General features: G+C 58.5%; 29 protein-coding genes. 17 read left to right on the top strand and 12 right to left on the bottom strand.

Annotated elements, in window-relative coordinates; genetic code table 11:
• The first annotated feature begins 103 nt into the window (after positions 1–103).
• Entirely contained in the window at positions 104–406 is a 303-nt protein-coding gene (locus QMC91_RS00400) for a hypothetical protein (protein WP_300233770.1), read from the top strand.
• A 59-nt stretch (positions 407–465) separates the two neighbouring features.
• Here the strand turns inward: QMC91_RS00400 and QMC91_RS00395 are convergent, their stop codons facing one another.
• The 3 genes from QMC91_RS00395 to QMC91_RS00385 are packed head-to-tail and all read right to left on the bottom strand — an operon-like array spanning position 466 to position 2,536.
• The gene (locus tag QMC91_RS00395; RefSeq protein ID WP_300234115.1) at positions 466–1,344 is read right to left on the bottom strand and encodes a 4Fe-4S binding protein; all 879 of its coding nucleotides are present in this window, start codon (positions 1,342–1,344) and stop codon (positions 466–468) included.
• A 41-nt stretch (positions 1,345–1,385) separates the two neighbouring features.
• On the bottom strand, positions 1,386–2,096 hold the full coding sequence (gene cobS, locus QMC91_RS00390) for an adenosylcobinamide-GDP ribazoletransferase (RefSeq protein WP_300233769.1): 711 nt from the start codon (positions 2,094–2,096) through the stop codon (positions 1,386–1,388).
• Positions 2,093–2,536: a phosphatidylglycerophosphatase A gene (locus QMC91_RS00385; RefSeq protein WP_300233766.1), complete on the bottom strand. Its 444-nt coding sequence runs from the start codon at positions 2,534–2,536 to the stop codon at positions 2,093–2,095. The genes cobS and QMC91_RS00385 overlap by 4 nt, the downstream gene beginning before the upstream one ends.
• Positions 2,537–2,677: 141 nt before the next feature.
• Between QMC91_RS00385 and cobT the strand changes: the two genes are divergently transcribed.
• The 5 genes from cobT (at position 2,678) to QMC91_RS00360 (ending at position 6,610) form a co-directional block, all read left to right on the top strand.
• Positions 2,678–3,694: a nicotinate mononucleotide-dependent phosphoribosyltransferase CobT gene (gene cobT, locus QMC91_RS00380; protein WP_300233764.1), complete on the top strand. Its 1,017-nt coding sequence runs from the start codon at positions 2,678–2,680 to the stop codon at positions 3,692–3,694.
• Between the two features lie 38 nt (positions 3,695–3,732).
• On the top strand, positions 3,733–4,287 hold the full coding sequence (locus QMC91_RS00375; RefSeq protein WP_300233762.1) for a GMP synthase subunit A: 555 nt from the start codon (positions 3,733–3,735) through the stop codon (positions 4,285–4,287).
• Complete coding sequence (locus QMC91_RS00370; RefSeq protein ID WP_300233759.1) at positions 4,275–4,814, top strand: YkgJ family cysteine cluster protein; 540 nt, start codon at positions 4,275–4,277, stop codon at positions 4,812–4,814. Before QMC91_RS00375 ends, QMC91_RS00370 begins: the two co-directional genes overlap by 13 nt.
• Entirely contained in the window at positions 4,807–6,006 is a 1,200-nt protein-coding gene (locus tag QMC91_RS00365; RefSeq protein WP_300233758.1) for a TraB/GumN family protein, read from the top strand. The genes QMC91_RS00370 and QMC91_RS00365 overlap by 8 nt, the downstream gene beginning before the upstream one ends.
• 76 nt (positions 6,007–6,082) lie before the next feature.
• Positions 6,083–6,610, top strand: a complete 528-nt coding sequence (locus QMC91_RS00360; protein WP_300233756.1) for a nitroreductase family protein — start codon at positions 6,083–6,085, stop codon at positions 6,608–6,610.
• 191 nt (positions 6,611–6,801) lie between these two features.
• On the opposite strand, the gene QMC91_RS00355 is transcribed toward QMC91_RS00360, so the two are convergent.
• Positions 6,802–7,359, bottom strand: a complete 558-nt coding sequence (locus QMC91_RS00355) for a DUF2115 domain-containing protein (RefSeq protein WP_300233753.1) — start codon at positions 7,357–7,359, stop codon at positions 6,802–6,804.
• A 150-nt stretch (positions 7,360–7,509) separates the two neighbouring features.
• On the opposite strand from QMC91_RS00355, the gene QMC91_RS00350 reads away from it, so the two are divergent.
• A complete protein-coding gene (locus QMC91_RS00350; RefSeq protein WP_300233748.1) occupies positions 7,510–8,703 on the top strand; it encodes an ammonium transporter in 1,194 nt (397 codons plus the stop codon).
• 13 nt (positions 8,704–8,716) lie between these two features.
• A complete protein-coding gene (locus QMC91_RS00345) occupies positions 8,717–9,055 on the top strand; it encodes a P-II family nitrogen regulator (protein ID WP_300233745.1) in 339 nt (112 codons plus the stop codon).
• A gap of 150 nt (positions 9,056–9,205) precedes the next feature.
• On the opposite strand, the gene QMC91_RS00340 is transcribed toward QMC91_RS00345, so the two are convergent.
• Complete coding sequence (locus tag QMC91_RS00340) at positions 9,206–9,685, bottom strand: SET domain-containing protein (protein ID WP_300233742.1); 480 nt, start codon at positions 9,683–9,685, stop codon at positions 9,206–9,208.
• Positions 9,686–9,828: 143 nt separating this feature from the next.
• Between QMC91_RS00340 and QMC91_RS00335 the strand changes: the two genes are divergently transcribed.
• Positions 9,829–10,743: an ABC transporter ATP-binding protein gene (locus tag QMC91_RS00335; protein ID WP_300234113.1), complete on the top strand. Its 915-nt coding sequence runs from the start codon at positions 9,829–9,831 to the stop codon at positions 10,741–10,743.
• A gap of 8 nt (positions 10,744–10,751) precedes the next feature.
• On the top strand, positions 10,752–11,519 hold the full coding sequence (locus QMC91_RS00330) for an ABC transporter permease (RefSeq protein ID WP_300233739.1): 768 nt from the start codon (positions 10,752–10,754) through the stop codon (positions 11,517–11,519).
• A 20-nt stretch (positions 11,520–11,539) separates the two neighbouring features.
• Here QMC91_RS00330 and QMC91_RS00325 read toward each other — a convergent pair whose 3' ends face one another.
• On the bottom strand, positions 11,540–11,716 hold the full coding sequence (locus QMC91_RS00325; protein WP_300233736.1) for a CxxC-x17-CxxC domain-containing protein: 177 nt from the start codon (positions 11,714–11,716) through the stop codon (positions 11,540–11,542).
• Between the two features lie 304 nt (positions 11,717–12,020).
• Here QMC91_RS00325 and QMC91_RS00320 point away from each other — a divergent pair, with 304 nt between their 5' ends.
• From QMC91_RS00320 to QMC91_RS00310, 3 genes are all read left to right on the top strand, one after another.
• Positions 12,021–14,021 carry a methyltransferase domain-containing protein gene (locus QMC91_RS00320; protein ID WP_300233733.1) on the top strand — a complete coding sequence of 667 codons (2,001 nt, stop codon included), beginning with the start codon at positions 12,021–12,023 and terminating at the stop codon, positions 14,019–14,021.
• A 61-nt stretch (positions 14,022–14,082) separates the two neighbouring features.
• Positions 14,083–14,994 (top strand): nitrogenase cofactor biosynthesis protein NifB, encoded by a 912-nt coding sequence (gene nifB / locus QMC91_RS00315; RefSeq protein ID WP_300233730.1) that lies wholly within the window; start codon positions 14,083–14,085, stop codon positions 14,992–14,994.
• Between the two features lie 23 nt (positions 14,995–15,017).
• Entirely contained in the window at positions 15,018–15,920 is a 903-nt protein-coding gene (locus QMC91_RS00310) for a DNA glycosylase (protein WP_300233727.1), read from the top strand.
• Here QMC91_RS00310 and QMC91_RS00305 read toward each other — a convergent pair.
• The 4 genes from QMC91_RS00305 to QMC91_RS00290 all read right to left on the bottom strand — a co-directional run bounded on the left by QMC91_RS00305 (position 15,898) and on the right by QMC91_RS00290 (position 19,861).
• Positions 15,898–16,608: an ABC transporter ATP-binding protein gene (locus QMC91_RS00305; RefSeq protein ID WP_300233725.1), complete on the bottom strand. Its 711-nt coding sequence runs from the start codon at positions 16,606–16,608 to the stop codon at positions 15,898–15,900. The two genes, QMC91_RS00310 and QMC91_RS00305, sit on opposite strands and share 23 nt — an antisense overlap.
• The gene (locus QMC91_RS00300; RefSeq protein ID WP_300233720.1) at positions 16,608–17,396 is read right to left on the bottom strand and encodes an ABC transporter permease; all 789 of its coding nucleotides are present in this window, start codon (positions 17,394–17,396) and stop codon (positions 16,608–16,610) included. The genes QMC91_RS00305 and QMC91_RS00300 overlap by 1 nt, the downstream gene beginning before the upstream one ends.
• A gap of 22 nt (positions 17,397–17,418) precedes the next feature.
• Positions 17,419–18,246 carry a molybdate ABC transporter substrate-binding protein gene (gene modA, locus QMC91_RS00295; protein ID WP_300233717.1) on the bottom strand — a complete coding sequence of 276 codons (828 nt, stop codon included), beginning with the start codon at positions 18,244–18,246 and terminating at the stop codon, positions 17,419–17,421.
• Positions 18,247–19,069: 823 nt separating this feature from the next.
• On the bottom strand, positions 19,070–19,861 hold the full coding sequence (locus tag QMC91_RS00290) for a V4R domain-containing protein (protein WP_300233715.1): 792 nt from the start codon (positions 19,859–19,861) through the stop codon (positions 19,070–19,072).
• An 88-nt stretch (positions 19,862–19,949) separates the two neighbouring features.
• Between QMC91_RS00290 and QMC91_RS00285 the strand changes: the two genes are divergently transcribed.
• Positions 19,950–21,167, top strand: a complete 1,218-nt coding sequence (locus tag QMC91_RS00285; RefSeq protein ID WP_300233713.1) for an FprA family A-type flavoprotein — start codon at positions 19,950–19,952, stop codon at positions 21,165–21,167.
• A 212-nt stretch (positions 21,168–21,379) separates the two neighbouring features.
• Here the strand turns inward: QMC91_RS00285 and QMC91_RS00280 are convergent, their stop codons facing one another.
• On the bottom strand, positions 21,380–22,585 hold the full coding sequence (locus QMC91_RS00280) for an MFS transporter (RefSeq protein ID WP_300233711.1): 1,206 nt from the start codon (positions 22,583–22,585) through the stop codon (positions 21,380–21,382).
• Positions 22,586–22,767: 182 nt separating this feature from the next.
• On the opposite strand from QMC91_RS00280, the gene QMC91_RS00275 reads away from it, so the two are divergent.
• Genes QMC91_RS00275 through QMC91_RS00265 form a run of 3 tightly spaced genes read left to right on the top strand, consistent with a single transcriptional unit; the run spans position 22,768 to position 24,959 of the window.
• Positions 22,768–23,448 (top strand): DUF5612 domain-containing protein, encoded by a 681-nt coding sequence (locus QMC91_RS00275; protein ID WP_300233708.1) that lies wholly within the window; start codon positions 22,768–22,770, stop codon positions 23,446–23,448.
• The gene (locus QMC91_RS00270) at positions 23,448–24,023 is read left to right on the top strand and encodes an L-threonylcarbamoyladenylate synthase (protein ID WP_300233706.1); all 576 of its coding nucleotides are present in this window, start codon (positions 23,448–23,450) and stop codon (positions 24,021–24,023) included. Before QMC91_RS00275 ends, QMC91_RS00270 begins: the two co-directional genes overlap by 1 nt.
• A gap of 3 nt (positions 24,024–24,026) precedes the next feature.
• On the top strand, positions 24,027–24,959 hold the full coding sequence (locus QMC91_RS00265; protein WP_300233704.1) for a DNA polymerase subunit beta: 933 nt from the start codon (positions 24,027–24,029) through the stop codon (positions 24,957–24,959).
• 76 nt (positions 24,960–25,035) lie between these two features.
• Here the strand turns inward: QMC91_RS00265 and QMC91_RS00260 are convergent, their stop codons facing one another.
• Positions 25,036–25,698 carry a Dna2/Cas4 domain-containing protein gene (locus QMC91_RS00260; RefSeq protein ID WP_300233702.1) on the bottom strand — a complete coding sequence of 221 codons (663 nt, stop codon included), beginning with the start codon at positions 25,696–25,698 and terminating at the stop codon, positions 25,036–25,038.
• Positions 25,699–25,948 lie beyond the last annotated feature (250 nt).

The following is a 25,948-nucleotide window of genomic DNA, read 5'->3' as shown; positions in this document are numbered from 1 at the left end:
TATACCATATAAAGCATTTCTATGCGCGCCAGTAGCGCCCATCCTTCAAAAACCATGACAGTCGACAGAATCTTATTTCTGGAGAGTCCATGTTTCTCATACCATGAAGTTACTTGAGTTTCATCGTGATGAGGCAAAGGACAGGGTGACGGTAACCTGCGCGGGGCGAGAGGTCTCGGTCTACTCGCACTGTGCTTACTGTCGCTACTGTGCCGGTGTCCGGGTGGGTAAACGGACGATCCCGACACCGCAGCGTCAGGCGCTGAGTGGTGTCCGACATGGCTCAAACCCGGACGAAAACCTATTAAACGCGGCCATGATGTTTAACTCCCTCGTTCGGGACGGCACCGAGATCGAATGTGAGGACGACGCTGGAGAGGGATTCGCCTCGATGTATTACCGATAGGAGGAGTTAGCGCCCACGGCCGCTCCTTTCCATATCGGTACATCTATCGGTTTCTGCTGTTACTGCTTCTCTTCTGCGGGTTTCGGCCCGAACTCTTTTCGGATCCCCTCTGCAAACGCATCGTAGCCGATCTCGTCCATCTGATCGGCCAGCGGCCTGCCACTCCAGGCACTCCGATAGACCCAGTAAACGATCCGCTCGACCACCTCGACCACCTCCTCAGCGGTCTCGACTGTAACCAGTTCCCGCCCAACAGCTGGAGAGGCCCCGCGTCGACCGCCGACCGTGATCTGGTAATGATCATACTCTGATTTCAGGAGTTGGTACGGGCAGGAATGGATACAAACGCCACACTGGACACATTTGCTCTCATCAAGAACCGAGACACCGTTTTTAAGAGCGATGGCGTGCTGTTTGCAGTACTCCACACAGGTACCGCAGCCAGTGCAGAGACCGGGAATTCGCAGAGGCCGGATCCTGCCGATAACTCCGATGTCATTTAACAGTGGGCTGTTGCACATGTAGGGACAACCGGATATGGCAATACGAAGCCTGATCGCGAGCACCTTCCCAAAGACCCGCTCGTCGATCTTTCGGGCAAGGTCGATAGTCTCGCAGTTAGCATACTTACATCGTTCCGTACCAGGGCAGGCCATGATGTTGACAACCTCGTTCTGCTCCGCACCGAGCGGTGTCCCGTTCTTCTCAAGGGCTTTTGCAATCTTTTCAAAATTCTCGGGTTTTACGTGCGGGATCTCCAACGTCTGGCGCATGGTGAGGTGGAGCGTGCCATCGCCATACTTCTCACTGATCTTTCCTAGTTGCCTGACCTGCGCCGCGGAGAGAACACCTGCCGGAATCCGAACCCGCACCGTTGCATAGTCTGCATCCCGTTCGGTGATGATCCCTCCCCGGGAGTATAGGGTCTGTTCCTGCATCATTCTAAAGTAGTAGATGACGCCAGGATAAAAAAAGATGGTCACGCGAGAGCAATGAGGAGTATAACAACAGCCCGGACTATCTCGTTTGATGCCCCGACGACATCTCCATTTACCCCGCCAAAGACCCGCCGTGAGAGCAGAAGCATAAGTGCAGTGATTATGGCGGTTGATGCAAGGGCAAGCACAAGAGCCGCACGTGGCAACGGCATCAGGAAGAGGGGCAAGGTGAGCAGGAATGCCGGAACCAGAAACCAGGGTTTTGCAAACCCGTGAAGATAAGAATGGATGCCCTCCCGGAAGGGTGCACCGAGAGTGGTGAGCCAGGACATCGCGGTCTTTGCACAGACCTCGGCGGCAAGTATGGTTAGAGGAATGTTCGCAACGACCTGGAGTCCGGAAAATGCAAGGAGGGTGACCATAATCCCTGCAGCAACGGCGCCCGTCCCGGTCGTCCGATCGGTCATGGCTGCGATCCTCTTCTCCCGCCCGCCGTGAGCCATAAGCCCGTCCCCGAGATCGAGCAGTCCGTCGAAGTGGTTGCAACCGGAGAGGAGGAGCACCGCGGCAATGGCGACGGCCGCTCCCACAGTGGGCGAAGTTATCCAGCACGTGACAATGGCCGCTATCCCACCGATGAGATAACCGGCAAGGGGGTAGAGGTATGAGCGGCGAGCGAAGTGCTCGAACTCGACCGGTCTCCCGAGAGGGAGGGAGGTACAGAACTGCAGCAGGGCAAGAACCGATCTCACACCGATCCCATCGACTCGCTGTAGAGGCGCGATGTGCAACCCGCGATCAGTCCTGCGACGGCGTCGTCGAGGAACGGCCCAAGTTCACGTAAGATCCCCGGTTTCTTCTGGTCGTAGCGTGTGAACTCAAACCGCGCGTAAGTTCCTCCAATCACCTCGGCGATGGCCATCCCGATTATTTCGTCCGAGAGCAAAAAGACGGGGTCGTCAGCGATCTCCGAGTTCTCCCGCCGGGTATAAAGTTCGTCCTCGAGCAGGAGGGCGCCGAGGAGGAGTGAGGATACGTTTGGGTCATCGAAAGCCTGCCCGATCTTCGCATCAAGCCTGCGTGTGGCTTCATCCTTATCTATGCCGTGGGGAATATAGAGTTCCATCGCCGCAGCGACGATATCCCCGCGCAGGATACCCTTCCCTTCCAGTCTCTGCTCTATCTCAAACATTGTTGAGGTATTGGGGCTGGAAAGTATTTGTCAGTTGGTATCAAACCGGCATATCCTTGAGGCTACCAGCCTTTCAGCCTTCTCCAGATGGTCGAGAGCGACAGCAACCTCTTCTATCCAGCAGCACATATTCTCTACACAATGTCTCATTACTTCCTCTCCGAAGACCCCGGGATCCGGCCTCGCCACCCAATGATGGCGGTGGTACTTGGGAATACTGTTCTATCAACCGTTCCCGGTATCTCTGGTGCAGGGCCAACACCGGAGAAGACGCTGTTAACGCCGATCCTGGATGCAGAACTCATTACGAACGGCGCGATCACAAGCATGCCGGCCAGACCTAACACCCCAACCGGGTGCCCGACACCAGCCTCCATAACCAGGTCGATGATGGAGCTGACCGGGCTTTCCCCCATCTTCATCAACGCCGGGCTTGTGCACACACCCACAGTCCCTTGTCTGGACGTCTACGGGAGACCAGGTGGCGATCCCCGCCGTGAAGATGCGGTGCCGGATGCAGCGCTACTCTTTGAGCGGGGAGAGAGGATCGGCCGGCTTCTCTCGCACTACAGCGACCTCCTGATGCTCGGCGAATGCGTCCCCGGCGGGACGACCACCGCCCTATGCGTCCTGCGGGCGCTCGGATACGACGCATCGGTCAGCAGCGCCTTTCCAAAAAACCCTATTGACCTGAAAGAGGCCGTCTGTCGTGAGGTTCTCGCCAGGATTCAAGAGACAGGGGCGGAGGAGCCCATGGATATCCTCCGCACCGCTGGCGACCCCATGATGCCCGTCGCTGCGGGGATCGCGAGCACATACTCCGGTGAGATAATATTTGCCGGCGGAACCCAGATGCTGGCCGTTGCGGCCATCATGAAAGCCCTCGGGATAAGGGTGCCGCCCCTTGCGACAACGGTCTATGTAAGGGATGACCCCTCTGCAGGGTTCGGTCGTTCCGTTGCAGAGGTCGGCACCACCGCCTACTACGTCGACCCGAACTTCGATAAGATCGGCCATCCAGGACTCGCCAGATACTGTATCGGCGAGGTGAAGGAAGGGACGGGTGCCGGCGGAGCCCTGATGCTCGCATACCTCATGGGTCACAGCCCGGAGGAGATCTCCCGAAAAGTATTCGATTTCGTCCGGGAGTATGCCTGAGGAAGGACTATTACCCTTTTACGTCCAGTAATTAAGCAATGCTTCCACTCTATGTGGTCAACAACCATGGACAGTTTAACCACCTGATCCACCGGACACTCCGTGATATGGATATAGAGGCCAGGATGATCTCGAACATGACGCCGCCCGACGAGGTCGCCAGCGGTTGCCGTGGCATCATCCTTGGCGGGGGACCCACCCTGGAACGCGCCGGTCTCGCCGGTGACTACCTCGACCTCGATCTCCCGGTCCTCGGGATCTGCCTCGGTCTGCACATCATCGCAACAGCCCGTGGAGGCGCGATCCGCCGGGGTGCAAGCGGGGGTTTTGGTGCGGTCGAGGTGGAGATCCTGGAGCAGGATCCCCTCTTGCAGGGCTACCCGGAGAGGATGCAGGTATGGGCATCGCACGCAGACGAGGTCTCGGTGGTGCCGAAGGGTTTTGTCCGGCTTGCAAGATCGGCCATCTGCGATGTGGAGGCCATGGTCTCCACAGAAGAACGCCTATACGGGGTCCAGTGGCACCCGGAAGTCAGCCATACCTTTAACGGCCGACTTCTGTTTGAGAATTTTGACAGGATATGCTTGGAATAGATGAGATCGCAGAACAACTCAGGTCGATAGGCTTCTGCTGCAGAGAGTGCGGCAACTGTTGCCGGAGGGTCGGGGAAGACTCAAACCTTGTGCTGGTGGGTGCCGCTGAACTCCGTGAGATCATGACTGCTACCGGGATGAGCAGGGAAGAGGTTGTTGAGCCCTACCCCGAGTTCATCAGTGGGGGAAACGGCGGTGAGTACACCCTCGCCTGGTGCCTCCGGCGAACGGCCGATGCGTGTATCTTCCTCAAGGATGGCCGGTGCTCCATCTATGAGCACCGGCCCTGGATCTGCCGCACCTACCCTTTCATGCTGCTCGACGACGAACTGATGGTCTCGGAATGTCCGGGTCTCGGCGCCCCCATATCTTGCGCTGTACGCGATGCTGCGGCCGATCTCCACAGGCGTCAGGCCGCCGAGGCCGAAGAGGAGGCAGAGATCCGCTCAATCTTTCAGGAAACGAAGATTCCACCGGGGAAAAGGGTCGTGATCGATAGTGAGGGCATGAAGGTGCTCGATGGCTGAGATCCGTCTCGTCGGGACGGCGCACGTCTCACAGAAGAGTGTCGAGGAGGTCAGGTCGACCATCGAGGAGTTCCAGCCCGATATCGTGGGTGTCGAACTTGACCGGGGCAGGTTCATCTCACTCACCGAGGAGACGGCTGAACCCTCGGTGACGGAGATCCTGAAGGCCGGGAACTTCGGCCAGATCCTGATCCAGTGGATACTCACATACATCCAGCAACGGATCGGCGCTGAGACCGGTGTGAAACCCGGTGCCGAGATGCTCGCAGCTATCGAGGAGGCACGCGCCCACCAGAAACCTGTGGCATTCATCGACCGCGATATCCGGATCACGCTCTCCCGGTTCTGGGGTCTGATGGGGATCAGGGAGAGGGTCAGGCTCATATGGGCGCTCCTCTACTCGCTTGTGAGCGTCGATAAACAAGAACTTGAGATCGACGAACTCACGGATCAGGATGTTGTGAGTGTCGCAATGGAGGAGTTCAGGAAGTTCTCGCCGCGGGGCGCTCAGGCGCTGATCGACGAGCGGGACGCCTACCTCGCCCACCAGATCCTGATGCTTGCCGAGCGCTACGATCGTGTGCTGGCGGTCATCGGTGCCGGACACATCAGGGGGGTGCAGCGCTACCTTGACGCCCGGGAGACCCTGCCGCCACTTTCTGACCTGACCGCGGCGGTGAAAAAAGGGCTGCCGTGGGCAAAGATCTTTGGAGCAGTGGTCACCATCCTCTTCGCTCTCCTTATCGCCGCGATAGCCTTCTCCGGTCTGGGACTGGACATCCTGCTGACTGCTGTCGTCTACTGGTTCCTGATCAACGGTCTCCTGAGCGCCGCATTCACAGTTCTCGCCGGGGGGCACCCACTCTCGGCCGTCACGGCGTTTGCCGTCTCCTGGATGACCTCGCTCAACCCGCTTCTTGCGGCGGGATGGTTTGCGGCCATCGTTGAGGCAAAGATCAGGAAACCTGCCACTGGAGAGGTCAGGCAGATCATGGAGGCCGAGACCTTCTCCGAGATGCGACGGATACCGCTATTCCGGGTCGTGCTTGTCGCGGCTCTCGCGAACGTTGGAAGCACGATCGGGACGATTGCCTACTTCCTCTTCATATTCCCTGTCCTTGGGGTCGATCCCGCAGTGGTCATCGGAGAGGGATTCTCGAACATGATGCAGGCAATAGCAGGTCTCTTTTAATCCCCGCTCTTTCTGGAGAGCGGCATCGACTCCCGTTCCCCAAGGTATTTAGGCCTGGAATGCCCACAATCGTTACATGAGCTCGATTGGTGGATCGGTTAACCTTGCCGTCACGGTGATCCGGAGCAGGCACAGCGTGCGGAAGTACAAAGACACGCCCATAGACGATAAGATCGTGAAAGACGCCCTTGACTGCGCGCATCTTGCCCCAACCGCGAGGAACGAGCAACCCTGGCTGTTCGGGGCGATCCGCGACCGTGACACGCTGAAAGCAATCGCAGACCTGTCAGATAACGGCCGGTTCATCGCTAATGCTCCCATCTGTTTTGCGGTCTTCGGGAAGAAGGACGCTAAGTACTACCTTGAGGACTGCTGCGCAGCAACGATGCAGCTCATCCTGGCGCTCCAGGGTTGGGGGGTCGGGTCATGCTGGGTCGCGGGGGCAAAGAAAGACTACGCCGAGGAAGTCCGGAAACTCCTGAACGTTCCGGAAGAGTATACCCTCGTCTCACTGGTGCCAGCGGGATACCCGGAGGAGATATCGATCGCAAAGAAGAAACCCCTCGACGAGGTTACGTTCTTCGATCGCTACGAGGAGGAGTAAGTCGGGGGGTGTTAAACCAGTACCTTCAGGCTCTGTCCTGATTTGATGAACCTCTCTCCGGCCGGATTCCGACAGGATGTGCATCTCGACTGGACCACCCCGCCCTCCATCCCTCTATCGGAGTGGCCGGAATTTTTCATACAAAACCGATTTTGCGAAGGAGGGGTGGATAGACCCCGGCGATGCAAAACTCAGATCTCGCTCTGTTTTGCCGGGCAGTAGGGGCAGAGGGCGTTCTCGACATCGTTGGCCTTCTCCCTGACGGGGCAGAGGTACTCTCCGTTCCTTACCTCGACCTTGAGCCCGCCGGGAAACGGCGTCCCTACAGGGTGAGCAGGGAGATCGAGGGCGAAGAGGTTAAAGGCGGCAAGGAGGAAGTAGAGGAGTTCGAGGTGCTGTTCATCCTCTTCTCCAGCAAGACATGTCCTCTCGACCATATCGCAGAACACCTCGTATTCCGGGGGAAGCGGTTCTCCACTGACCTGAAGCCTCCCCTGACGTATGGTGGAGATGAGGGCATGGTGGGTATCAAAGATCTGTTCCACGAGCCTTGGATACAGACGCTGCCGGTAGGCACGTGGGACGAACCTGAGGTCACGCTCAACCCTCCCCCGCACCGCCTGCAGGTCGGAGAGCGAGTAGCGAGATACCTCCAGATACAGGATCTCTGCAAGTTCCGCGCGGGTCTTTGCCGACCTCAGATGGGCGCAGACCCGGCGTACGTTCTCTTTTCCCCTCTCCACGCTCATTGCGCCACAAATACACTTTGATCGTCGAAGCGTATCAGTCCTTCCTCCCGACACCACAACACACCGCATAGTAATATTTATTACCATAAGAAGGAAACTTCTTTCCGTGTATTGCGAAAGAGTAACCGTTCTGGTTCTGGAGGTAGCCGGATGATCGACTCCGGCGCCACGGCCTTTGTCCTCATATGCACGGCAATGGTCATGCTGATGACACCCGCAGTGGGACTCTTCTACGGCGGACTTGTCAGAAGGAAGAACTTCATCTCGATGATAGCCCTCGCATTCATTGCGTTTGCCCTGGTCAGCATCCAGTGGGTCGTCTGCGGCTACAGCCTCGCTTTTGGCACCGATATCTGCGGATTGATCGGGGGACTGGATCATATCTTCCTGCAGGGTGTAGGGATGGAGGGTGACGGTATACCCGACCTCCTATTCATGGTCTTCCAGATGGTCTTCGCGGGCCTGGCGCTTGCAATCGTGACCTCAGGGGTTGCAGAGCGGATAAAGATCAGTTCTTTCATAGTATTCGGCCTGCTCTGGACGACGCTGGTCTACGACCCGCTCGCTCACTGGGCCTGGGGCGGTGGATGGGCGACACAACTCGGTGCTATCGACTTTGCCGGAGGCACGGTCGTCCATATCTCCTCGGGGTTCTCTGCACTGGCGCTTGCCCTGATCATCGGGAGACGTCTCGGGTTCGGCGGTCACGGCATGGAACCCAACAACATCCCGATGGTTCTCCTGGGCGGGGCGCTCCTCTGGTTTGGATGGTTCGGGTTCAACGCCGGGAGTGCCCTCGCAGCGGACGGACTTGCGGTGAACGCTTTCGTTGCAACAAACATCGCAGCTGCGACAGGGGCTCTTGCCTGGTTCGCTCTCGCCTGGGTTCGCGGCCGACCCGGTTCAGTCGGGATAATCAGCGGAGCCATCGCGGGTCTGGTCGCTATCACGCCGGCGGCCGGTTTTGTCGCGCCCATTGCTGCCATCCCGATAGGTGCATGCGCCGGTATCGTCTGCTACGCTGCCCTTGTCTTCCGCATCCGGAGAGGTCTGGATGAGAGTCTCGATGCCTGGGCGATCCACGGTATGGGTGGCATATTTGGCGCTCTCGCCACCGGCATTTTTGCGGTTGCAGCAATCGGTGGCGTGAACGGGCTTTTGTACGGAAATCCGGGGCTTTTACTCATCCAGGCCGTGGATGTGACCATAGCCGTGGGTTATTCGTTTGGCATGACCTGTCTTATCGCAAAGGTTATCGACGCGGTGATGGGGCTTCGCGTCACCGAGGAGGAAGAGTATGTCGGACTGGACATCGCCCAGCATGGCGAGTCTGCGAGGGTATAGGAGGACGACATAGATGAAGATGGTCACTGCAATCATCAGACCCGAGATGTTTAACGCTGTTAGAACAGCGCTTGAAGGCGAAGGCATCTACGGAATGACCGTGAGCGAGGTTATGGGTCGGGGGGCGCAGAAGGGTATCGCCCTCCAGTTCAGGGGAAAGGCAGTGCCGGTCGACCTGATCCCGAAGTTAAAGATCGAGATGGTCGTAAAGGATGCCGATGTTGAGCGGATCATCAGGATCGTCCGGGCACACGCCAGGACCGGTCGGCCGGGCGATGGCAGGATCTTTGTCCTGCCGATTGAGCGGATCTGCAGGGTACGAACAGACGAGGAGGATCCGCCCGAATCCTGATCCCTCCCACCGTTTTGAGTGGTTTTACCCGGTAACACCGCGTGTGCGCGCGTAAGGGGCCATTTTTGCCTCAGAATTGAGGTTCTTCCGCAAGAGAACAGAACAGCCAGCAATTAGACCGGCATCGCCCGGGCGCTGTGCCGCACGGACTCACTCCTCCACCGCATCGAACCAGACCGGGTCGGAGCAGTCTGGCCGACCACCGTAGTTGATCGTGATCTCCTCGCCCTGCCGGATGGAACGGTGAGCGTATATACGGATCTCACCTCGATAAACGTCGCAGACATGTCTCGCGTTCGCGTGAGTTGAGTGGTTGTATAACGAACCGTAGCCAAGCGCCACGGCAGCAAACTCTCCCCACTCAAAGTAGTAATCAAAGAGGTGCGTCTTATCCAGGAGTTCCTGCTCATCTGCTCCGCCGAGCACGATCACCGGGCAGACCTCGATCAACTCTCCGGCCAGGAGATCCCTGCGGGCGAAGACTCCCCGCCCGTGGCATTTCGATGTAGCGACGTACACCGTGTCTGGAGGATAGATTATGCTCCCCCTCTCAACAGCACTATCTCTCATGGTATCGCTGCAGCGTAGTGGTGCGATCTCTCCGGTAAAAGGGATATGCATCCCTGCCATGGCGGATCACGATGCCGACAGGCTACTCTACCAACCGGCAGTAAGAGGGGGTGTGGCCCCGCGCACCCCTCATTGCCAGCGGGGTTGGAGAGCGAAAGGATGTTGTATCCACAAAACCCCACCTCTTAATGGAGGAATAGAGGATAGAGGAGATCATCGCAGCGCAAGACCTGGAGAAACTGTTTGGCGACCTGGTCGCGGTTGACCGTGTCTCGTTCCGGGTCAGGGAAGGGGAGGTCTTCGGATTCCTCGGACCGAACGGTGCAGGGAAGACGACGACCATGAAGATGATCCAGTGCATCTCCCCAAAGAGCGGCGGCAGTCTGGAGGTCTTTGGCATGGATGTAGATACCCACCCGCGCGAGATCAAGAAACGCATCGGTGTGGTGCCACAGGAGAACAATCTCGACCCGGATTTTACGGCATACCGGAACCTGCTGATCTACTCGCGTTACTTCGGCATAACGGGGCGGTTAGCAGAAGAGAGGGCGGATAGGCTCCTCAGGTTCATGCGCCTTGAGGAGAAGCGGGATATCCTGATCGAGAAACTCTCAGGCGGGATGAAACGCCGTCTGATCATCGCCCGGGCGCTCGTAAACGAGCCTGAACTGCTCATCCTCGACGAACCGACTATCGGGCTTGACCCGCAGGCAAGGCACCTGATCTGGGAGACCCTCCGGGGTCTCCGTGCCGAAGGGAACACCCTTGTGCTCACCACCCACTACCTGGACGAGGCTGAACGTCTCTGCGACCGCCTGGTGATCATGGATCATGGCAGGATCCTGGTCGAGGGCACTCCGGCGGATATCGTCCGCGATTATGCTGGAAACGAGGTCATAGAGGTCGAGCGGACAGAGAATACAGTGGCCTGCCTTGACGAACTCGGTGTGGCATATGACCTTGCCGGCGATATGCTCCAGGTCTTCACCGATCATCGCGCCGACGACCTGGTAGGCGAGTTGCTCGATCTCTGCCGGCACGAGGCGGCGGTTACTGTCCGTCCGGCAACCCTGGAGGACGTCTTCCTGCGTCTCACGGGTAGGAGTCTGCGGGAGTGAGGGGCGATATGCTTGAGCGTATTCGGAGGGTGGGAAGTGTCTGGCAGAGGGACCTGGAGGCCTTCCTCAGGACATACCGTGTAAACTTCATTCCCCCATTCATCGAACCGCTCCTCTACCTCCTGGCACTGGGGTTCGGGCTCGGGACATACATAGAGGCGGTCGACGGTGTTCCCTACCCCGTATTCATCGCACCGGCCCTGGTCTCGATATCGGTGATGAACTCAGCCTTCTACGAGTGCACGTACTCCTCGTTTGTCCGTATGTACTACCAGAAGACGTTTGACGCCATCATCGCAACTCCGGTCAGCATAGGTGAGGTGATCGCCGGGGAGATGATCTGGGGCGCCACGAGAGGAGTGATCTACGCCGGGCTGATGCTCCCGGTGCTCATACTCTTCGGCGTTGCCACCATGCCCTCTTCCCTGCTTCTGATCCCATTTGCGTTCCTTGCAGGACTCCTCTTTGCGGGTATAGCGATGTGTTTCACAGCGATCACACCGAGCATAGAGACGCTGAACTACCCCTCATTCCTCTTCATCACGCCTATGTTCCTCTTCTCCGGGACGTTCTTCCCGCTCGACCTCCTCCCGGAGGTCGTCCGCTACTTTGCCCTGGCTGTCCTCCCGCTCACTCATGTTGTCGAGATAAACCGGGCGATCACGCTCGAGGCGGTTTCAGCGGCAAACCTGCTTAACCTCGCCTGGATAGCAGTGGCCACGGCGGTCTTCTGCAGCCTGGCCATCAGGCTTATGAAGAGGCGACTTGTAGTCTAAGGGGGTCAGGTCAAAAAAAGTTAAAATCTGGGTTTTCTGTGCCTGGGAAGGCAGTCGCGACAGTAGACCGGCCTACCTTCCGTGGGCTTGAAAGGAACTTCACACTCTTTGCCGCAGTCGGAACAGACCGCTTTATGGAACTCGCGAGGGCGGTCCTGGAACGAACTTGGGCCCCTGCGGGGGTATCTCTCATTCATATACTTCAACCATGCAGACAATCTGCACATACCCTGATGACCCGCCTGCATATATAGATGTGACCCGGGCAATTCATGGCATCGCATCCATCCTGCGCCGCCCGGCATCTGACGGGTATACAATGCGGGAGATCTCGCACTTACGGGGTTCTTTCCATGGAGAGGGGGAGTCATGACACAACACTTTTATCGATACCATCCTATCGAATGATCATCCAGGTATGCAGACTACAACCGTTCTATTTTGTAAACCGGGAGGATACATGTCCGATTCCGGAAAAGAAACCAGGGGATGCTGACCGGCATGAACGGCGAAGCAAACACTGATGAACCCCCAGATAGCAGGCGCCGGGGCAAACACCAGGAGAGGAGGTCACTAGGCCCTGTCCCAAATCTGGAGAATTACGTAAAGCCTGACTGGTGGAGAGGTATCTTCAACAACCTCTATCTCAAGACCGATGGCGACGTTGTCGAAGATCCCCGGATCACCAGGAATGAGATCGACCGGATCATCCGGATCCTGCACCTCCAACCCGATGATAAGATCCTTGATCTCTGCTGCGGCCAGGGCAGACATACCCTGGAACTTGCGCGCAGGGGATATAACGTCGAGGGGCTTGATCGGTCGCATTACCTGATCCAGCGCGCGCGCTCGACCGCAAAGAAGGAAGGACTTGCGGTCAGGTTCCGGGAGGGGGATGCAAGGAGGCTCCCATACCGCAACGACACCTACGACGTGGCCCTCGTCCTCGGGAACAGCTTCGGCTACTTCGATTCCGTTGATGAGGATATGCAGATCCTCAACGAGCTCCGGCGCGTTCTGAAGCCCTGGGGACGGCTACTGCTGGATATTGCCGACGGCGGGTATCTCAAAGCGCACTTTCAACCAAGGTCGTGGGAGTGGATCGACACGGGGATGTTTGTCTGCCGCGAACGGTCGCTCTCGCTGGATGAACAGCGCCTGATATCCCGCGAGGTTATCACCGATGTCGAGAAGGGCGTTGTGGCCGACCAGTTTTACGCTGAACGTCTCTACACCCCGGATGCACTCCAGAGACTCCTGGAACGGGCAGGTTTCTCCGAGATCGCCTTCCACGAGATCGCCACCGAGTCAGAGCGCAACCAGGATCTCGGCATGATGGAGCGCCGATACATCGTCACCGCTCAGATCAGGAAAGAATGGTCGACGACTAGGTCGACGACGAGGGGGAGAGGGCAGGGAAGGACAAAACACATAGCGGTGCTACTCGGCGACCCGGACAAACCCGATCCGCTGAAACCTGCCTGCGTCTTTGACGACGATGACATCTACACCATCGAACGCATGAAGGCGGCCCTCCGCGAACTGCCCGGGTACCGGTTCACCTACCTATGCAAGCACGATACGCTTATCCGTGATCTCCTGAGGCTGAAAGGACGGGTGGACTATGTCCTCAACCTCTGCGACGAGGGTTTCAACAACGACCCTCGCCGGGAACTCCACGTGCCGGCGCTTCTTGAGATGCTGGACCTCCCCTATACGGGAGCAGGGCCGCAGTCGCTCGCCTTCTGCTACGATAAATCGCTCGTCCGCGGGATCGCAAAGGAGATGGGAATACCGGTGCCGGAGGCCTGTTTTATCGCACCGGGTGACCGCACCTACGAGGTTGGGGTGAATTTCCCGGTGATCGTCAAACCGAACACGGGTGACTCCTCATACGGCATTACCGCAAAGAGTATCGCCCACACCATCGAAGAGATCTCCAATATCATTAACTCCATGCGAGCAACGCTCGGCTACGACCGCTCGCTCCTTCTCGAGGAGTTCCTCACCGGTAAGGATATAAGCGTCGGGATCATCGGGAACCCGCCAGGACCATGCACGGTGCTTCCCATCATCGAAGAGGACTACTCCGCGCTGCCACCCGAACTTCCACGAATATGCGGCTACGAGGCAAAATGGCTACCGGACTCACCTTACTGGAAGATCACATCGAAACCCGCGGATCTACCGGAGGACACCGAGAAACTGATCGTGAGGTGTTGCATCGCACTCTTCGAGCGTCTTGAGTGCCGCGACTACTGCCGGTTCGACTGGCGTCTCGATGCTCAGGGCAACCCGAAACTCCTGGAGGTCAACCCGAACCCGGGGTGGTGCTGGGATGGTCATCTTGCAAAGATGGCAAAGTATGCGGGCCTCTCATACACCGCGATGCTCGGTCGGATCCTCAAAACCGCAGAGGAGCGGTTTGGGATGGAGATGGAAAACAGAACACGGGGAGATGGTGCAGAACGGTTGCCACTTGATGCCGGGGAGGCGGCCTGACCCGGGTCCAGAGTGACAGCAACCATCAGTATATAACCCACGGCCACAGAGATCATATCATATGGCCGACGAATACCGGACCGCGACGGTTGAGGGCAGGGAAGTTCCTTACGATCCGGAGCAACTGCGAAAGATCAGCGAACATCCCTGTTATTCCGATAAAGCATGCCACGCCTTCGGGCGGTGTCACCTCCCCGTCGCTCCGAGATGCAACATCCAGTGTAACTACTGCGTGCGGAACTACGATTGCGTTAACGAGAGCCGGCCGGGGGTGACGAGCAGAGTCCTCAGCCCACAGGAGGGGCTTGACCTGGTCAGAAAAGTCATCAGAGACTACCCCTATGTCAAGGTGATCGGCATCGCGGGACCCGGCGAACCGCTGGCAAACCCCGAGACTTTTGAGACGTTGCGGCTTGTCCACGAGGAGTTCCCACACCTGATCATGTGCATCAGCACGAACGGGCTCCTGCTCCCCGACTCGATCGATGACCTGGAGAGATACGATGTCGGGAACGTTACGGTGACGCTCAACGCCGTCGATCCGGAGATCGGGGAGAAGATCTACTCCTGGGTAGAGTATGAGGGTAAGAGGTATCACGGCCGCGAGGCGGCTGAACTCCTGCTTTCCCGGCAACTCCGCGGAATCGAGATGGCTGTTGCAAGGAAGATGTTTGTAAAGATCAACACCGTCTACATCCCGGGGATTAATGACGAGCATATCCCGGAGATAGCAAAGAAGGTCGGGGAGATGGGAGCGTTCACCTTCAACGTCATACCGCTCATCCCGCAGTATAAGTTCGCCAATATCAATCCTCCAACACCGACAGAGAAACGAGAGATGCAGGACCGGTGTGCTCCCTACATCAAACAGATGCGCCACTGTGCCCGCTGCAGGGCGGACGCGATCGGGAAACTCGGCCAGGACGTCCAGTCCTGTGTCTACCAGCAGACGAAGGATGAGAAGAGCGAATAACCGACTCTTTTTCCCAGCCGGCTATGAGAACGATGGTGCTCCGGCCTGACCAACCGTTTGACCTCGACCGGACGCTATCCTGCGGGCAGGCGTTCCGCTGGGAGGAGGTGGACGGCTGGTGGTATGGTGTCGTGGCCGGGAGGGCGATCCGGATACGGCAGGAGGGTGACCTTCTTATCTTTACCGGAGCGGATGCGCGGTTCATCAGCGACTACTTCAGGCTCGATCAGGACATCCAGTCCATCCTCGCCTCGATCGATCGCGATCCCGTGATCGGCGCTGCCATCAGGGAGTGCATGGGTCTCAGGCTGGTCAGGCAACCCCATTGGGAGTGCCTGGTCTCCTACATCTGCGCCACAAACACAAACATCCCGGCGGTGAAGCGACGGATCGCCCTCATGGCAGAGCGTTACGGAAAACCGATAGAAGGACCTGCCGGCAGGGCTTATGCGTTCCCGGAACCTGAGGCACTTGCAACGCTCTCCTGCACAGACCTGCGGGAGTGCAAGGTCGGTTACCGGGCGGACGCGGTCAGGGAGGCCGCTCTGTATGTGGCGGAGAACCAGGACTGGGCGGAGCGGATCGCCGCCCTCCCTTTCGAGGAGGCCCGAGAAGCGCTGATGCGGTTTCGAGGGGTCGGCCCGAAGGCGGCTGACTGCGTGCTGCTCTTTGCGTTCGGCTTCTTCGAGGCGTTTCCGGTCGATGTCTGGATCCACCGGATCATGACAGAGGCGTACCTCCCGGAACTTGAGGGGAGGGAATGCACCCCTACGGTCTATGAGCGGATCCGAAAATTTGCACGGGAATACTTCGGGGATTACGCCGGGTATGCACAGGAGTATCTCTACTGCGTCCGGCGGAGTGGGCTGCCGGCAAGAAACGGTTTCACCGCCTTGAACCCTGCTACCCGACAAAACTCGCGATAAACCCGTTTTCCCGCATTCCGAGCACCTCTTCCGGTCTGCCATCAGCAAACAGCCTTCCATCCTCGATGAGGCAGAGACGGTCACCGAGTTCCACGGCGTCACGCAGGTTGTGGGTGACGATGATGCACGGGATACCGGTCTCCCGGATCCTCTCGCGGAGTTCACGGCGCATTGCACTCTGGGCACGCATGTCTACCGCGGCGAGAGGTTCGTCGAGCAGGAGGAGGTCCGGTTCGAGCACCAGTGCCCTGGCGAGGGCTACACGCTGTCGCTGTCCACCGGAGAGTCGGCCTACGTTGATATCCGCGAGTTCTGAGATCTTCATCACCGCAAGTTGCTCCGCAACCGCGCGCTTGATCTCCGGTTCTGGTAGCCTTCTGCACCGGAGACCGAACGCTACGTTCTCAGCAACGGTCATGTGCGGGAAGAGGGCGTAGGACTGGAAGAGGTGGCCGATGTTCCGGCTCTCGGGCGGTACGTTGATCCGCTCTTCGCTCGAGAAGAGTATTTTATCACCGAGCGTGATCTCCCCCTCATCGGGTGTGAGGATGCCGGAGATCAGGTTCAGCACCGTCGACTTGCCCGCGCCGTTCTCCCCGATCAGGACAAGGGTCTCCCCGGGCCTGACTGATAGCGCGAGATCAAGGACGAAATCGCGGAGTTGTCGGACTGCACGAAATGCGAGCATCAGAACTTCCTCCGGGTGATGACCTTCACCGCAGCGATAACCACGAACGATATCATGACCAGGATGATCGCAAGACTGATTGCCGCATCCAGGTCACCCTGCATCGTTGTGTAGATGGCAAGCGGCATCGTCCGCGTCCGACCCTGGAAGTTCCCGGCAAACATGATCGTAGCGCCGAACTCCCCGAGTGCACGGGCAAACGAGAGTATCGCACCGGAGACGAGGCCACCCCACGCAAGCGGGATGGTGACCCTGATGGCGACGGTAGGCGGGGAGGCGCCAAGCGTCCGTGCTGCATCCTCATATATGCGGTCGACCGCCTCGAAACTCGCCCGCGCCTGCCTGATGTAGAACGGCGATGCGACAAATACCTGTGCCAGGATAACCGCAACCGTGGTGAAGGCAATGGATATACCAAACTCATTGAGATACTGCCCGACCACGCCCCGGCGTCCAAACGCCATCAGGAGCGCGATGCCCGCCACTGCAGGCGGCAGGACGATAGGGAGATCGGTAAGGGTATCGACAAGTGCCCTCCCGGGGTATTCGTGTCGGGCGTTCACCAGGGCAAGCGGCGTCCCGAATAAGACGACGATCGCCGTGCTTGCCGTAGCGGTGGTGAGGGAGAGGGAGAGAGCGTCGATCACCACCGGTTCGGCGAGAGAACGGAAGAAGGCTTCCGGCGATATCCGCAGGAAGAGTGATACGACCGGCAGGGTGACAAAGAGGGTGAATAGCACAAGAAAGGCGGCGACGAAGAGGGTTAGAACCCCTCTTGAAAACCGCACACGCCCCGCGTGCCGAAACACCTCACGACCCTGCCGGGAGGGGGTCGAATCCATAGTCTTGCAGGATGGAACTGCCGACCGGGCCGCGGATGAATTCCACGAACGACTTCGCTTCAGCCTTGTGCGCCGAGTCTGCCAGGATGCCAAGCGGGTATGTGGCCATCACGTTATACTCCTCCGGGATATCGATACGTGTCACTTTGGTCAGGTCCTCCTTCGAGACATCGGACTTATAGACGAACGCCGCGTCTGCCTCGCCAAGCGCCAGTTTGGGCACAACGTTGCTCACAGCTGTCTCCTCGGAGATGACGTTGTTCATAACGGCCTCCCGGTAAGCCTCGCCGTAGGCAGGGTCGGCGGCCAGTTTATCGAGCACCTGACGGGTGTAGTCACCAAAGGGAACATCTTTTGTACCGATGACGATCTTCACGCCGGGTTTTGCCAGGTCTGCAAGTCCGGTGATCTTCGCCGGGTTATCGATCGGGACTATCAGGGCCATGCTGTTCCCGACGAAGTTCACGACGGTATCATTATCCATGAACCCGGCGGCCTGAAGGGCCTGCATGTGCTTCGTACTTGCGGATACGAAGATATCGGCGTTTGCTCCCTGCTCGATCTGGGTGCGGAGCGTCTGTGAACCGTCGAAGACCAGGTCGACTTTGATTCCCGGGTTCTCCGCTTCGTAGGCTCTGGCGATGTCAGTGAAGGCTCCGGTAAGCGATGCGGCCGTAAAGACCGTCAATGTTGTCTCTCCAGGGGTCTCCCCGGTGTTCGTGCATCCCGCAACCATCAGGCTCGCTATGACCACGAGACTCAGGACGGCAAGGATTGCCGTTTTTGATTGTTTCATTTCTGTCACCTTGTTCATATGGAATTGCGGCCCATTCTATTTAATTTAGCTGATTTTATGACCATATCAAAGAGATTTGATTTACTACCCGGTTTGGTATAAAAATGTGTGCCTCGACCAGGGCCGGAGGGCAGGGTCATAACCACCATCATACCGGGAATGGTGGTTACACCTTATCCTGACCGACGCGCCACGAAACCCCGGAAAAGCACGGAATAAGGGGAGCGAGAGAACAGGCCAGGCGGCGAGGCCAGTTATACTGGCAGGGATTCAGGAGGTAGAGACCGCAGTGGATCTAAAGAGAGGCTTTCAAACCAGTTTCTTCAGGCGATGCCCCGGTTTAATAAGCATCATCCAGGAACATATTCCGGATGGGGTCTGCATCGACACAAAACCGCCCCCACTCATCCGGGATTTGCAAGATTTGCAGGTAGAGATCGTCTCGACAAAAAGTGAGGAGACGGTAGACTCCCTGCCTGGAGAGACAGGGGGAGGGGGAGATTCATCATGAAATACTGTGCCATGGTGATGGAACAGTTCAATGACTCAAGGTATGCCCCTCTCTGAAGACCGCCTTTACCACCTGCACCCTACCTAAAAGATGGAAAAACGGAGATTCATCTCTCGCGATCTTTCGGGCAATCTGATGGGGCGAATCGCCGGAGGAGAGAGGGGCGCTTGTAACATGGACGTCGTACGAGGCAAGAACGAAGGGGTCAACGATTCAGGATCGTCCCCCTCCAGTCACTCTTCTGAGACAGGAGCATTCAGAACTTTATTCAAAGACCTTTAAGGAGAGATAGGTCCTGGGCCTGGCCACAGATCATGAGCCATCCCAAGTTATCTCAAACCTGCAGTGATCAAATCCCATTGAATAGCACCCGGTCTCGATCGCCACTGCAGATCGGGCGTAGTGGCGGGAGAAGAGAGCACTCAGGATACCCGAGTCAAATGCGCACGCGGGCCGACCGGTCACAGGGAGATCGGCGCACTCGAAACAGTCATAGACAAGGAGGGTGAGGGGATCCAGTCTTTCGATCTCGACCCGTCCGAGATGGTGCACCTCCCAGAACCGGGCAATATTTGTGCAGAACTGTTCAGTATCCGGTTCGGCAAGCGTGGGGTAGAGTACCTCACCCACGCACCTCCCCGCCCGTGTCAGAAGAGGGTCAAGCAGGATCCCTTCCTGCATTAGCGCGACCCGGATCGTCCGGAACGCCAGACGGTAGAACTCGAATGGATCGGCCATACCCCTCCGGTATGCCCCCGCGTAGGCGGCGAGGTCGCCGGTCACCCGCCCCTCCGGCGAAAGGCTCGCGACCAGGTCCCCGGTGAGGTAGAAGACCTTCCGCCTCGAGTCCTCAGGGTCGGCGCGGGATCCAACCATACCGGCAGCAGCCATCTCCTGGAGGTGCACCGAGACCGTGGACTTTGCCCGGCCCACAAGCGCAACGATCTCCTCGAACGTCCGCTCCCGCTCATGGAGGGCTGCCAAGATCGCGCGCCGCACAGGGTTCTCGACCGCCTGCGCCCCATCAGGGGTCGAGTAGAGGTCTATCTCCTGCCCGGGCTTATGTCGGCCAGTTTTCCCACCGACGTCCATACCCTGCTCCATAGAGTAAGATCGAAACGAAGATATATCAATTGTTCGGATATAATAGAATGTTCGCATTATACCGAACAAAGAGGTGATGAATATGGATATGAAGGCTGTAAAGCTTGCACCCGGTGTACACTGGGTTGGAGCAATCGACTGGAATCTCAGGGAGTACCACGGCTACACCCTGCCGGGAACGACCTACAACGCCTACCTCGTCCGGGGTAGTGAGAAGACAGCACTAATCGACGGAGCATACCACGGGTTTGAGAAGGAGGTGATCGCGCGCATCAGGTCGGTCTGCGACCCTTCAGAGATAGACTGTATCGTCGTAAACCACATCGAGATGGACCACTCGGGTACCCTCCCTGAGTTCATGCGCCGGATGCCCGACACGCCGATATACTGTACGGCGAGAGCAAAGGCAGGTCTTGCCCGACACTATGACACGACAGGCTGGAAGATCCATGTTGTCAGGAGCGGTGACACGCTCGACCTCGGCGGGAAGACGCTGACGTTCCTGGAGGCGCCGATGCTCCACTGGCCTGACTCGATGTTCACCTACCTTGGCGAGGACGCAATCCTCTTCCCGAACGACGCCTTCGGGCAACACGTCGCGAGTGCTGCGCGGTTCGACGATGAACTTGGGATCGATGCGGCAATGGCCCATGCGAAGAAGTTCTTCGCAAACCTGATCATCCCGCTTGCACCAAAGGTCCTGAAGAAACTTGATGAGGTTGGAAAGCTCGGGATCGATATCCGGATGATCGCGCCAAGCCATGGCATCATCTGGCGGTGGCACGCAGGGGAGATCCTCAAAGCCTACACCGACTGGAGTCATGGCGTCTCAAAGGATAAGGTTACGATCGTCTACGACACCATGCACGGTTCGACCACCATGCTGGCAAAGGCGATCGCCGAGGGCGTGATGTCCGAGGGCGTTGACCTCCGGCTATGTCTCCTGCGCGACGGCCGCTACGAGGGGACGCACCGGAGCGATATCGTCACGGAGATCCTCGACTCAAAGGCTGTCCTTGTGGGGTCACCGACGCTCCAGGACGAGGTTCTCCCAACGGTTGCCGGGTTCCTGAGTTACCTCCGCGGTCTCCAGCCCGGTCGCCTGACGGCGAAGAAGATAGGTTGCGGCTTCGGATCGCATGGCGGCATGGGCGGCGCGGTCGCCCAGATTGAGGAGGCGCTGAAAGAGGCCGGGATCGAGGTGATCGAAGGCGGGTTCCAGGTAAACTACCGTCCCGACGAGGACGAACTCACCAGGGCATACGAACTTGGGCGCAGGGTGGCGCGGGAGATCCGGGCGCGGTGATACCACCCCGGATCGCTCTCCCAAAAATTTGTACCACTATTATAAAAGCGCGCACCATGAGCCAGAAACTCCAATACAGAGCATGAATACTGATTATGCAGAAAAAACAGGCCGGCGCTTTGCAACACCAGCAGTCGGGCCATGGTAATTAGCCAGACAGATCTCGTCCCGATATCCCCGGATAGAGGTTCCGGGGAAAAATAACTTTTCTTTTATACCCCTGCCCCGGCGCTAAGCCCACGCCTCATCCAGACAAAAGCCCCAAGCGCCCCGACCTGCATAAACACAAGGAACCCGATGACGTACGGGACAGAAAAGGTGTAGGTCCAGCCGATGACAGCGCTCCCGGCAAACCAGGCAGCCCCGTAGACCGTATTGAATATCCCGTAGGCCGTCCCGCGCTTGCTGACGTGGGTGTAGTCCGCAAGAGCTGCACGTAGGATCGTCTCCTGTACGCCCATCGCCGCACCCCAGAGCACCACTGCGGCAAAGGCAAGAGCGTGGTCAGTCCCGAAGGCCAGGAACGGGATACAGATTCCAAGGAGAGGCACCGAGAGGAGGGTAGCAAGCCCGAACCGATCATACGCCCGCCCTATAGCAAGCGCCGCAACGGCATCTACGCCCATGGCAACGGCGTAGAAGAGCGGGATCTCAGCCTCCGCAACCGTGCCGGTGACAGCGAAGTGGTAGGCGATGACCGGGAACGTCGCAAAGCCGGCCATCGTGAGCGCGGTGAAGACCCCATAGGGTAACAGGGTGCGAGGAAGTGATGCCGCTTCACCAAGGATAGGGGCGCTCTCCTCAAGCGACGCTGGCTCCGGCACGCTGCGCCTTGCAAAGAGGAGCGCAAGAATCATCAGCACAAACGGGACTGTAAGAAGGGCAAACCCGCCCTGGTATTCCCCCTCCATAAGAAAGATTGCGGCGAACAGGAGCGGCCCGATGATCGCCCCGACCTGGTCGAGAGCCTCATGCACGGCAAATCCCCATCCCCTGCCGACTGTTGCGGTGGCGTTTGAGAGGATGGCATCGCGTGCAGGCACCCGGATACCTTTCCCAACCCGCTCAAGGATGAGGAGGAGGCCAGCGATCTCCCAGGACCCGGCAAGCGCGAGGAGGGGGACGGCGACGAGCATCCCGTAGCCTATAAAGGTGATCGCCCAGTAATGCCTGGTGGCATCGGCGAGGTAACCCGAGGCCAGACGGAGGGCATAGCCGAGGAACTCACCAAGTCCGGAGACAACCCCGACGGCAAGGGCACCGGCACCAAGAAGATAGAGGTATGGCCCGGCAACGCTCCGCGCCCCTTCATAGATTATATCGCCAAAGAGGCTGACAACACCAAATAGGAGTATTACTGTATATGCTGCGCGGTGTTTGCCGTCCACGAGAAGGTGGATCTTTTGTTCATAGGCCATAAGACTTATTGATGGGTACCTCCCACGAGGGGCCCGTCCAGAGCATCTTTTCCAGGACGCTCCTCCACCGAAAACCTATAACCCTCATGAGGGTCAATTAGATCCACCAGCGCGAATATGACGAAAAATTCCCTGTTCGTGGAGAGATTGGAGGGGGTTTCAAACTCCTGCGGGGGAGGGTCATGAGCGGCGATACCAACAACATGTATGCCCTGAGCATCATTACAGAGAACAGGGCAGGCGTGATGCGCGACGTGGCCACCGTTATGGCGGATTATATGGCCAACATCCAGATGATCCAGCAGTCGATCATAGCCTCCGGCCCAAACACCGGGAGGGCTTCCATTTACCTTGAGTTCAACGAATGCAAGAATCACGGCGACATGGTCGCCGACCTCGCGCGTGTGCCCTCTGTCATCGAGGTCACCACCTACCCACCGTTCTCCCGGATATTCGGGTCAAGGGTGATCATCATAGGCGGCGGGGCGCAGGTGGCACAGGTGGCGATGGGCGCGGTGAACGAGGCGGATCGGCACAACATCCGCGGCGAAAGGATATCGGTGGACACGATTCCCCTCGTCGGCGAACAGAACCTGGCGCTCGCCGTTGACGCTGTAGCGAGACTCCCCAGGGCGTCGATCCTTGTGCTCGCCGGGTCGCTGATGGGCGGCGAGGTCTCGCGCGCTGTGGACAGAGTCCGGGCGGCAGGCATTCCGGTGATCGCCCTCAAGATGGCCGGGAGTGTCCCGCAGCACGCCGACCTGGTCGTGACCGACCCCATTCAGGCAGGGGTTTTTGCCGTGATGCACATCAGCAAAACAGCGGTCTTTGATATCAACCGCGTGCGGGGGCGTGAGTTCTGATGGACCAGATAGACAGGGCTGTCCAGGTGCTGCGGCGTGACGGTCTCGTAGTCTACCCAACCGAGACTGTCTATGGCCTGGGGGCGGATGCGCTCTCGGAGGATGCGGTGATGAGGGTGTACGAGGCCAAGAACAGGCCGGTCGGCAAACCGATCTCGGTCGCGGTCTCGGATATGGAGATGCTCGAAACCATCGCGGAGGTGGATGATCTTGCAAGGGAGTTTATCGAGCGGTTCCTGCCAGGCCCCGTGACGGTGATCCTCCCGGCGAGATCGTGTCTGCCCCGGATCCTCACAGGAGGGACAGGTCTTATCGGGATCAGGTGGCCCGACAACGAGATCGCCATAGAGATCATAGCCCGACTCGATGCCCCGATCACGTCAACCAGCGCGAATATCTCGGACGACGTCGCGCCGACCCGACCCGATGAGGTCTCCGTCCCCCACGACTATCTGATCGATGGGGGGAAACTTCCAGGAACGCCAAGCACCGTGGTCGACCTCTCTGCCAGACGAATCCTGAGACGGGGAGCGGAGTGGGAAGCGGTGGAAGAGTTCCTGGGGAGAATACGGTGATCCATGCGACCGATACGACTCCGTGACTTTATCGAGGATCGCGATGGCTGTCTCTACGCGGTCTCGACCTACGACAACAGCGAGCGGGTCGGGTGCATACTCCGCTACGTTCCTGACCCGGAGGGAGAGCGAAGAGACCCGAGAGGGCGACGCTACCGCAAATACGATTTTTCCGAGGCGTTTGCCTGGATCCGAGAACACAAACCGGAATACCTGGACACCGTCCACCGGGTGCCTCGCAAGGACGTGGTCAGGGTCTACAAACCGGAAGAGGAGATCGGGAACGTGGTCGCCCGTGACCTTCGTGTGACACGACTCCTCTCCTACTTCGACCTGCCAGCCGGGTCGTTTGGCTGCACTGGGTCACTCCTCTGTGGTCTCGAGAACGCTTCATCAGACATAGATCTTGTGGTCTACGGCGATGCCTGGTTCACCGCGCAGCGCCAGCTCTCTCATCTGGTGGAGACCGGATTGATCCCGCCTATGAGCACCGGGATGTGGCGGAAAGTCTACGAGAAGAGGATGCCGGAGATATCGTTCGACACCTTCGTCCTGCACGAGCGGCGGAAGTGGAACCGGGGCGAGTTCGAGGGGACATACTTCGATCTCCTCTACACCCGCTCTTACGCGAACCTGGACGCTCTCCCGACCGGCGCAGGGAGGGTGATTGACCGGGCGACGATCGAGGCGACGGTCACCGACGCCTCCCTCTCCTTTGACAGCCCGGCTGTCTACTCGGTGGACCACGACGAGATCAGCCGGGTGCTCTCCTTCACCCACACCTACTCCGGGCAGGCGCTGGCGGGAGAAGTCATCGAGGCCAGGGGTGTCGTTGAAGAGCACGGCGATGAGCGGTGGCTGATTGTCGGCACGACCCGGGAGGCGAGGGGCGAGTATATCATCTCGAAGACCCTGCTCGAGAACGCCGGATACTGAAGAATACCGGAAGCACCCCCCACTCCTGCCTGCCGTCCTACTCGAATGATCCACTTTTTCGCTGCAGCACCATCTCTCAGAATAGGTCCGAGAGCCGTCTTGGTCCTGCAGTGCAGCGTTCAAAGTGGGGACAGCCCTCGCATGGCGCCCGGATTGGGCGGGGCGGGATCTCGCCCGCGACAACCCGTTTTGCCGCCAGGATCGCTCTGAGCATTGCCCGCCGATCCCTGGGTTGGGGCTCGACGTAGCGAGAGAGACCGCTGGCGACATACTCGACGTATCCCCCGGCTACGGGACGGGCGAGCGTCTCACGGAGACAGGCGGTGTAACAGGCGATCCGGATCCTGTCAGTCGCATAGACGCCGGCTTTAGGGGCGGTGCTCGAACGGACTATAGCAAACGTTCCGTCCTCAAAAACCTTGTCGACCCTGCCGCGGATGCCGAGCAGGTCGGACTCAACCCCGAGATCGGTCTGGACAGGACGCTGCCAGGAGGTCTCGCTACAGGCGGCGATGCAACCGTCGAAGAGTTCTCTGGCGTCATCGGGGGCATCCGGGAGGACGCAGAGAACCTCGCTCCAGATCTCCTCCGGATCCAGGAGTTCCCAGAGGTGCATGGAGACCTGTTTGCAGACGGTGTAAGCGGGTGACTCATGGTGTTCATCCGAGCGCTCAAAGTAGTAGCGCCGGGGGCAGATGTGGCAGGCGATGACGCCGGATATTGGGATATACTCGTTCATTCTCTCAGCAACACCGTTAGGAAAAGGTTACGCAAGGCAATGCTATAAAACACGGGGCTTTGTTCCCCTCGCTCTCAACTGAGGCCATCAATCCGATGCCCCCTGGTTTGATAACCCTTCCCCCCCCATGGATTTTGAGGGGGCACGCCTCGCCAAAGACCTCCCACCCGTCAGTCCCTCTTCCGAACTTTGACTCCCCACCACCAATCACCACACGCTGCAGCCCTTTGAGGGGGGCGGGAAGAGGCGC

Origin of the sequence: Methanoculleus sp. (genome assembly GCF_030019085.1) — an archaeon.
In the GTDB taxonomy this organism is placed as follows: Archaea; Halobacteriota; Methanomicrobia; order Methanomicrobiales; family Methanoculleaceae; genus Methanoculleus.
This window is presented reverse-complemented; position numbering and strand designations above follow the sequence as displayed.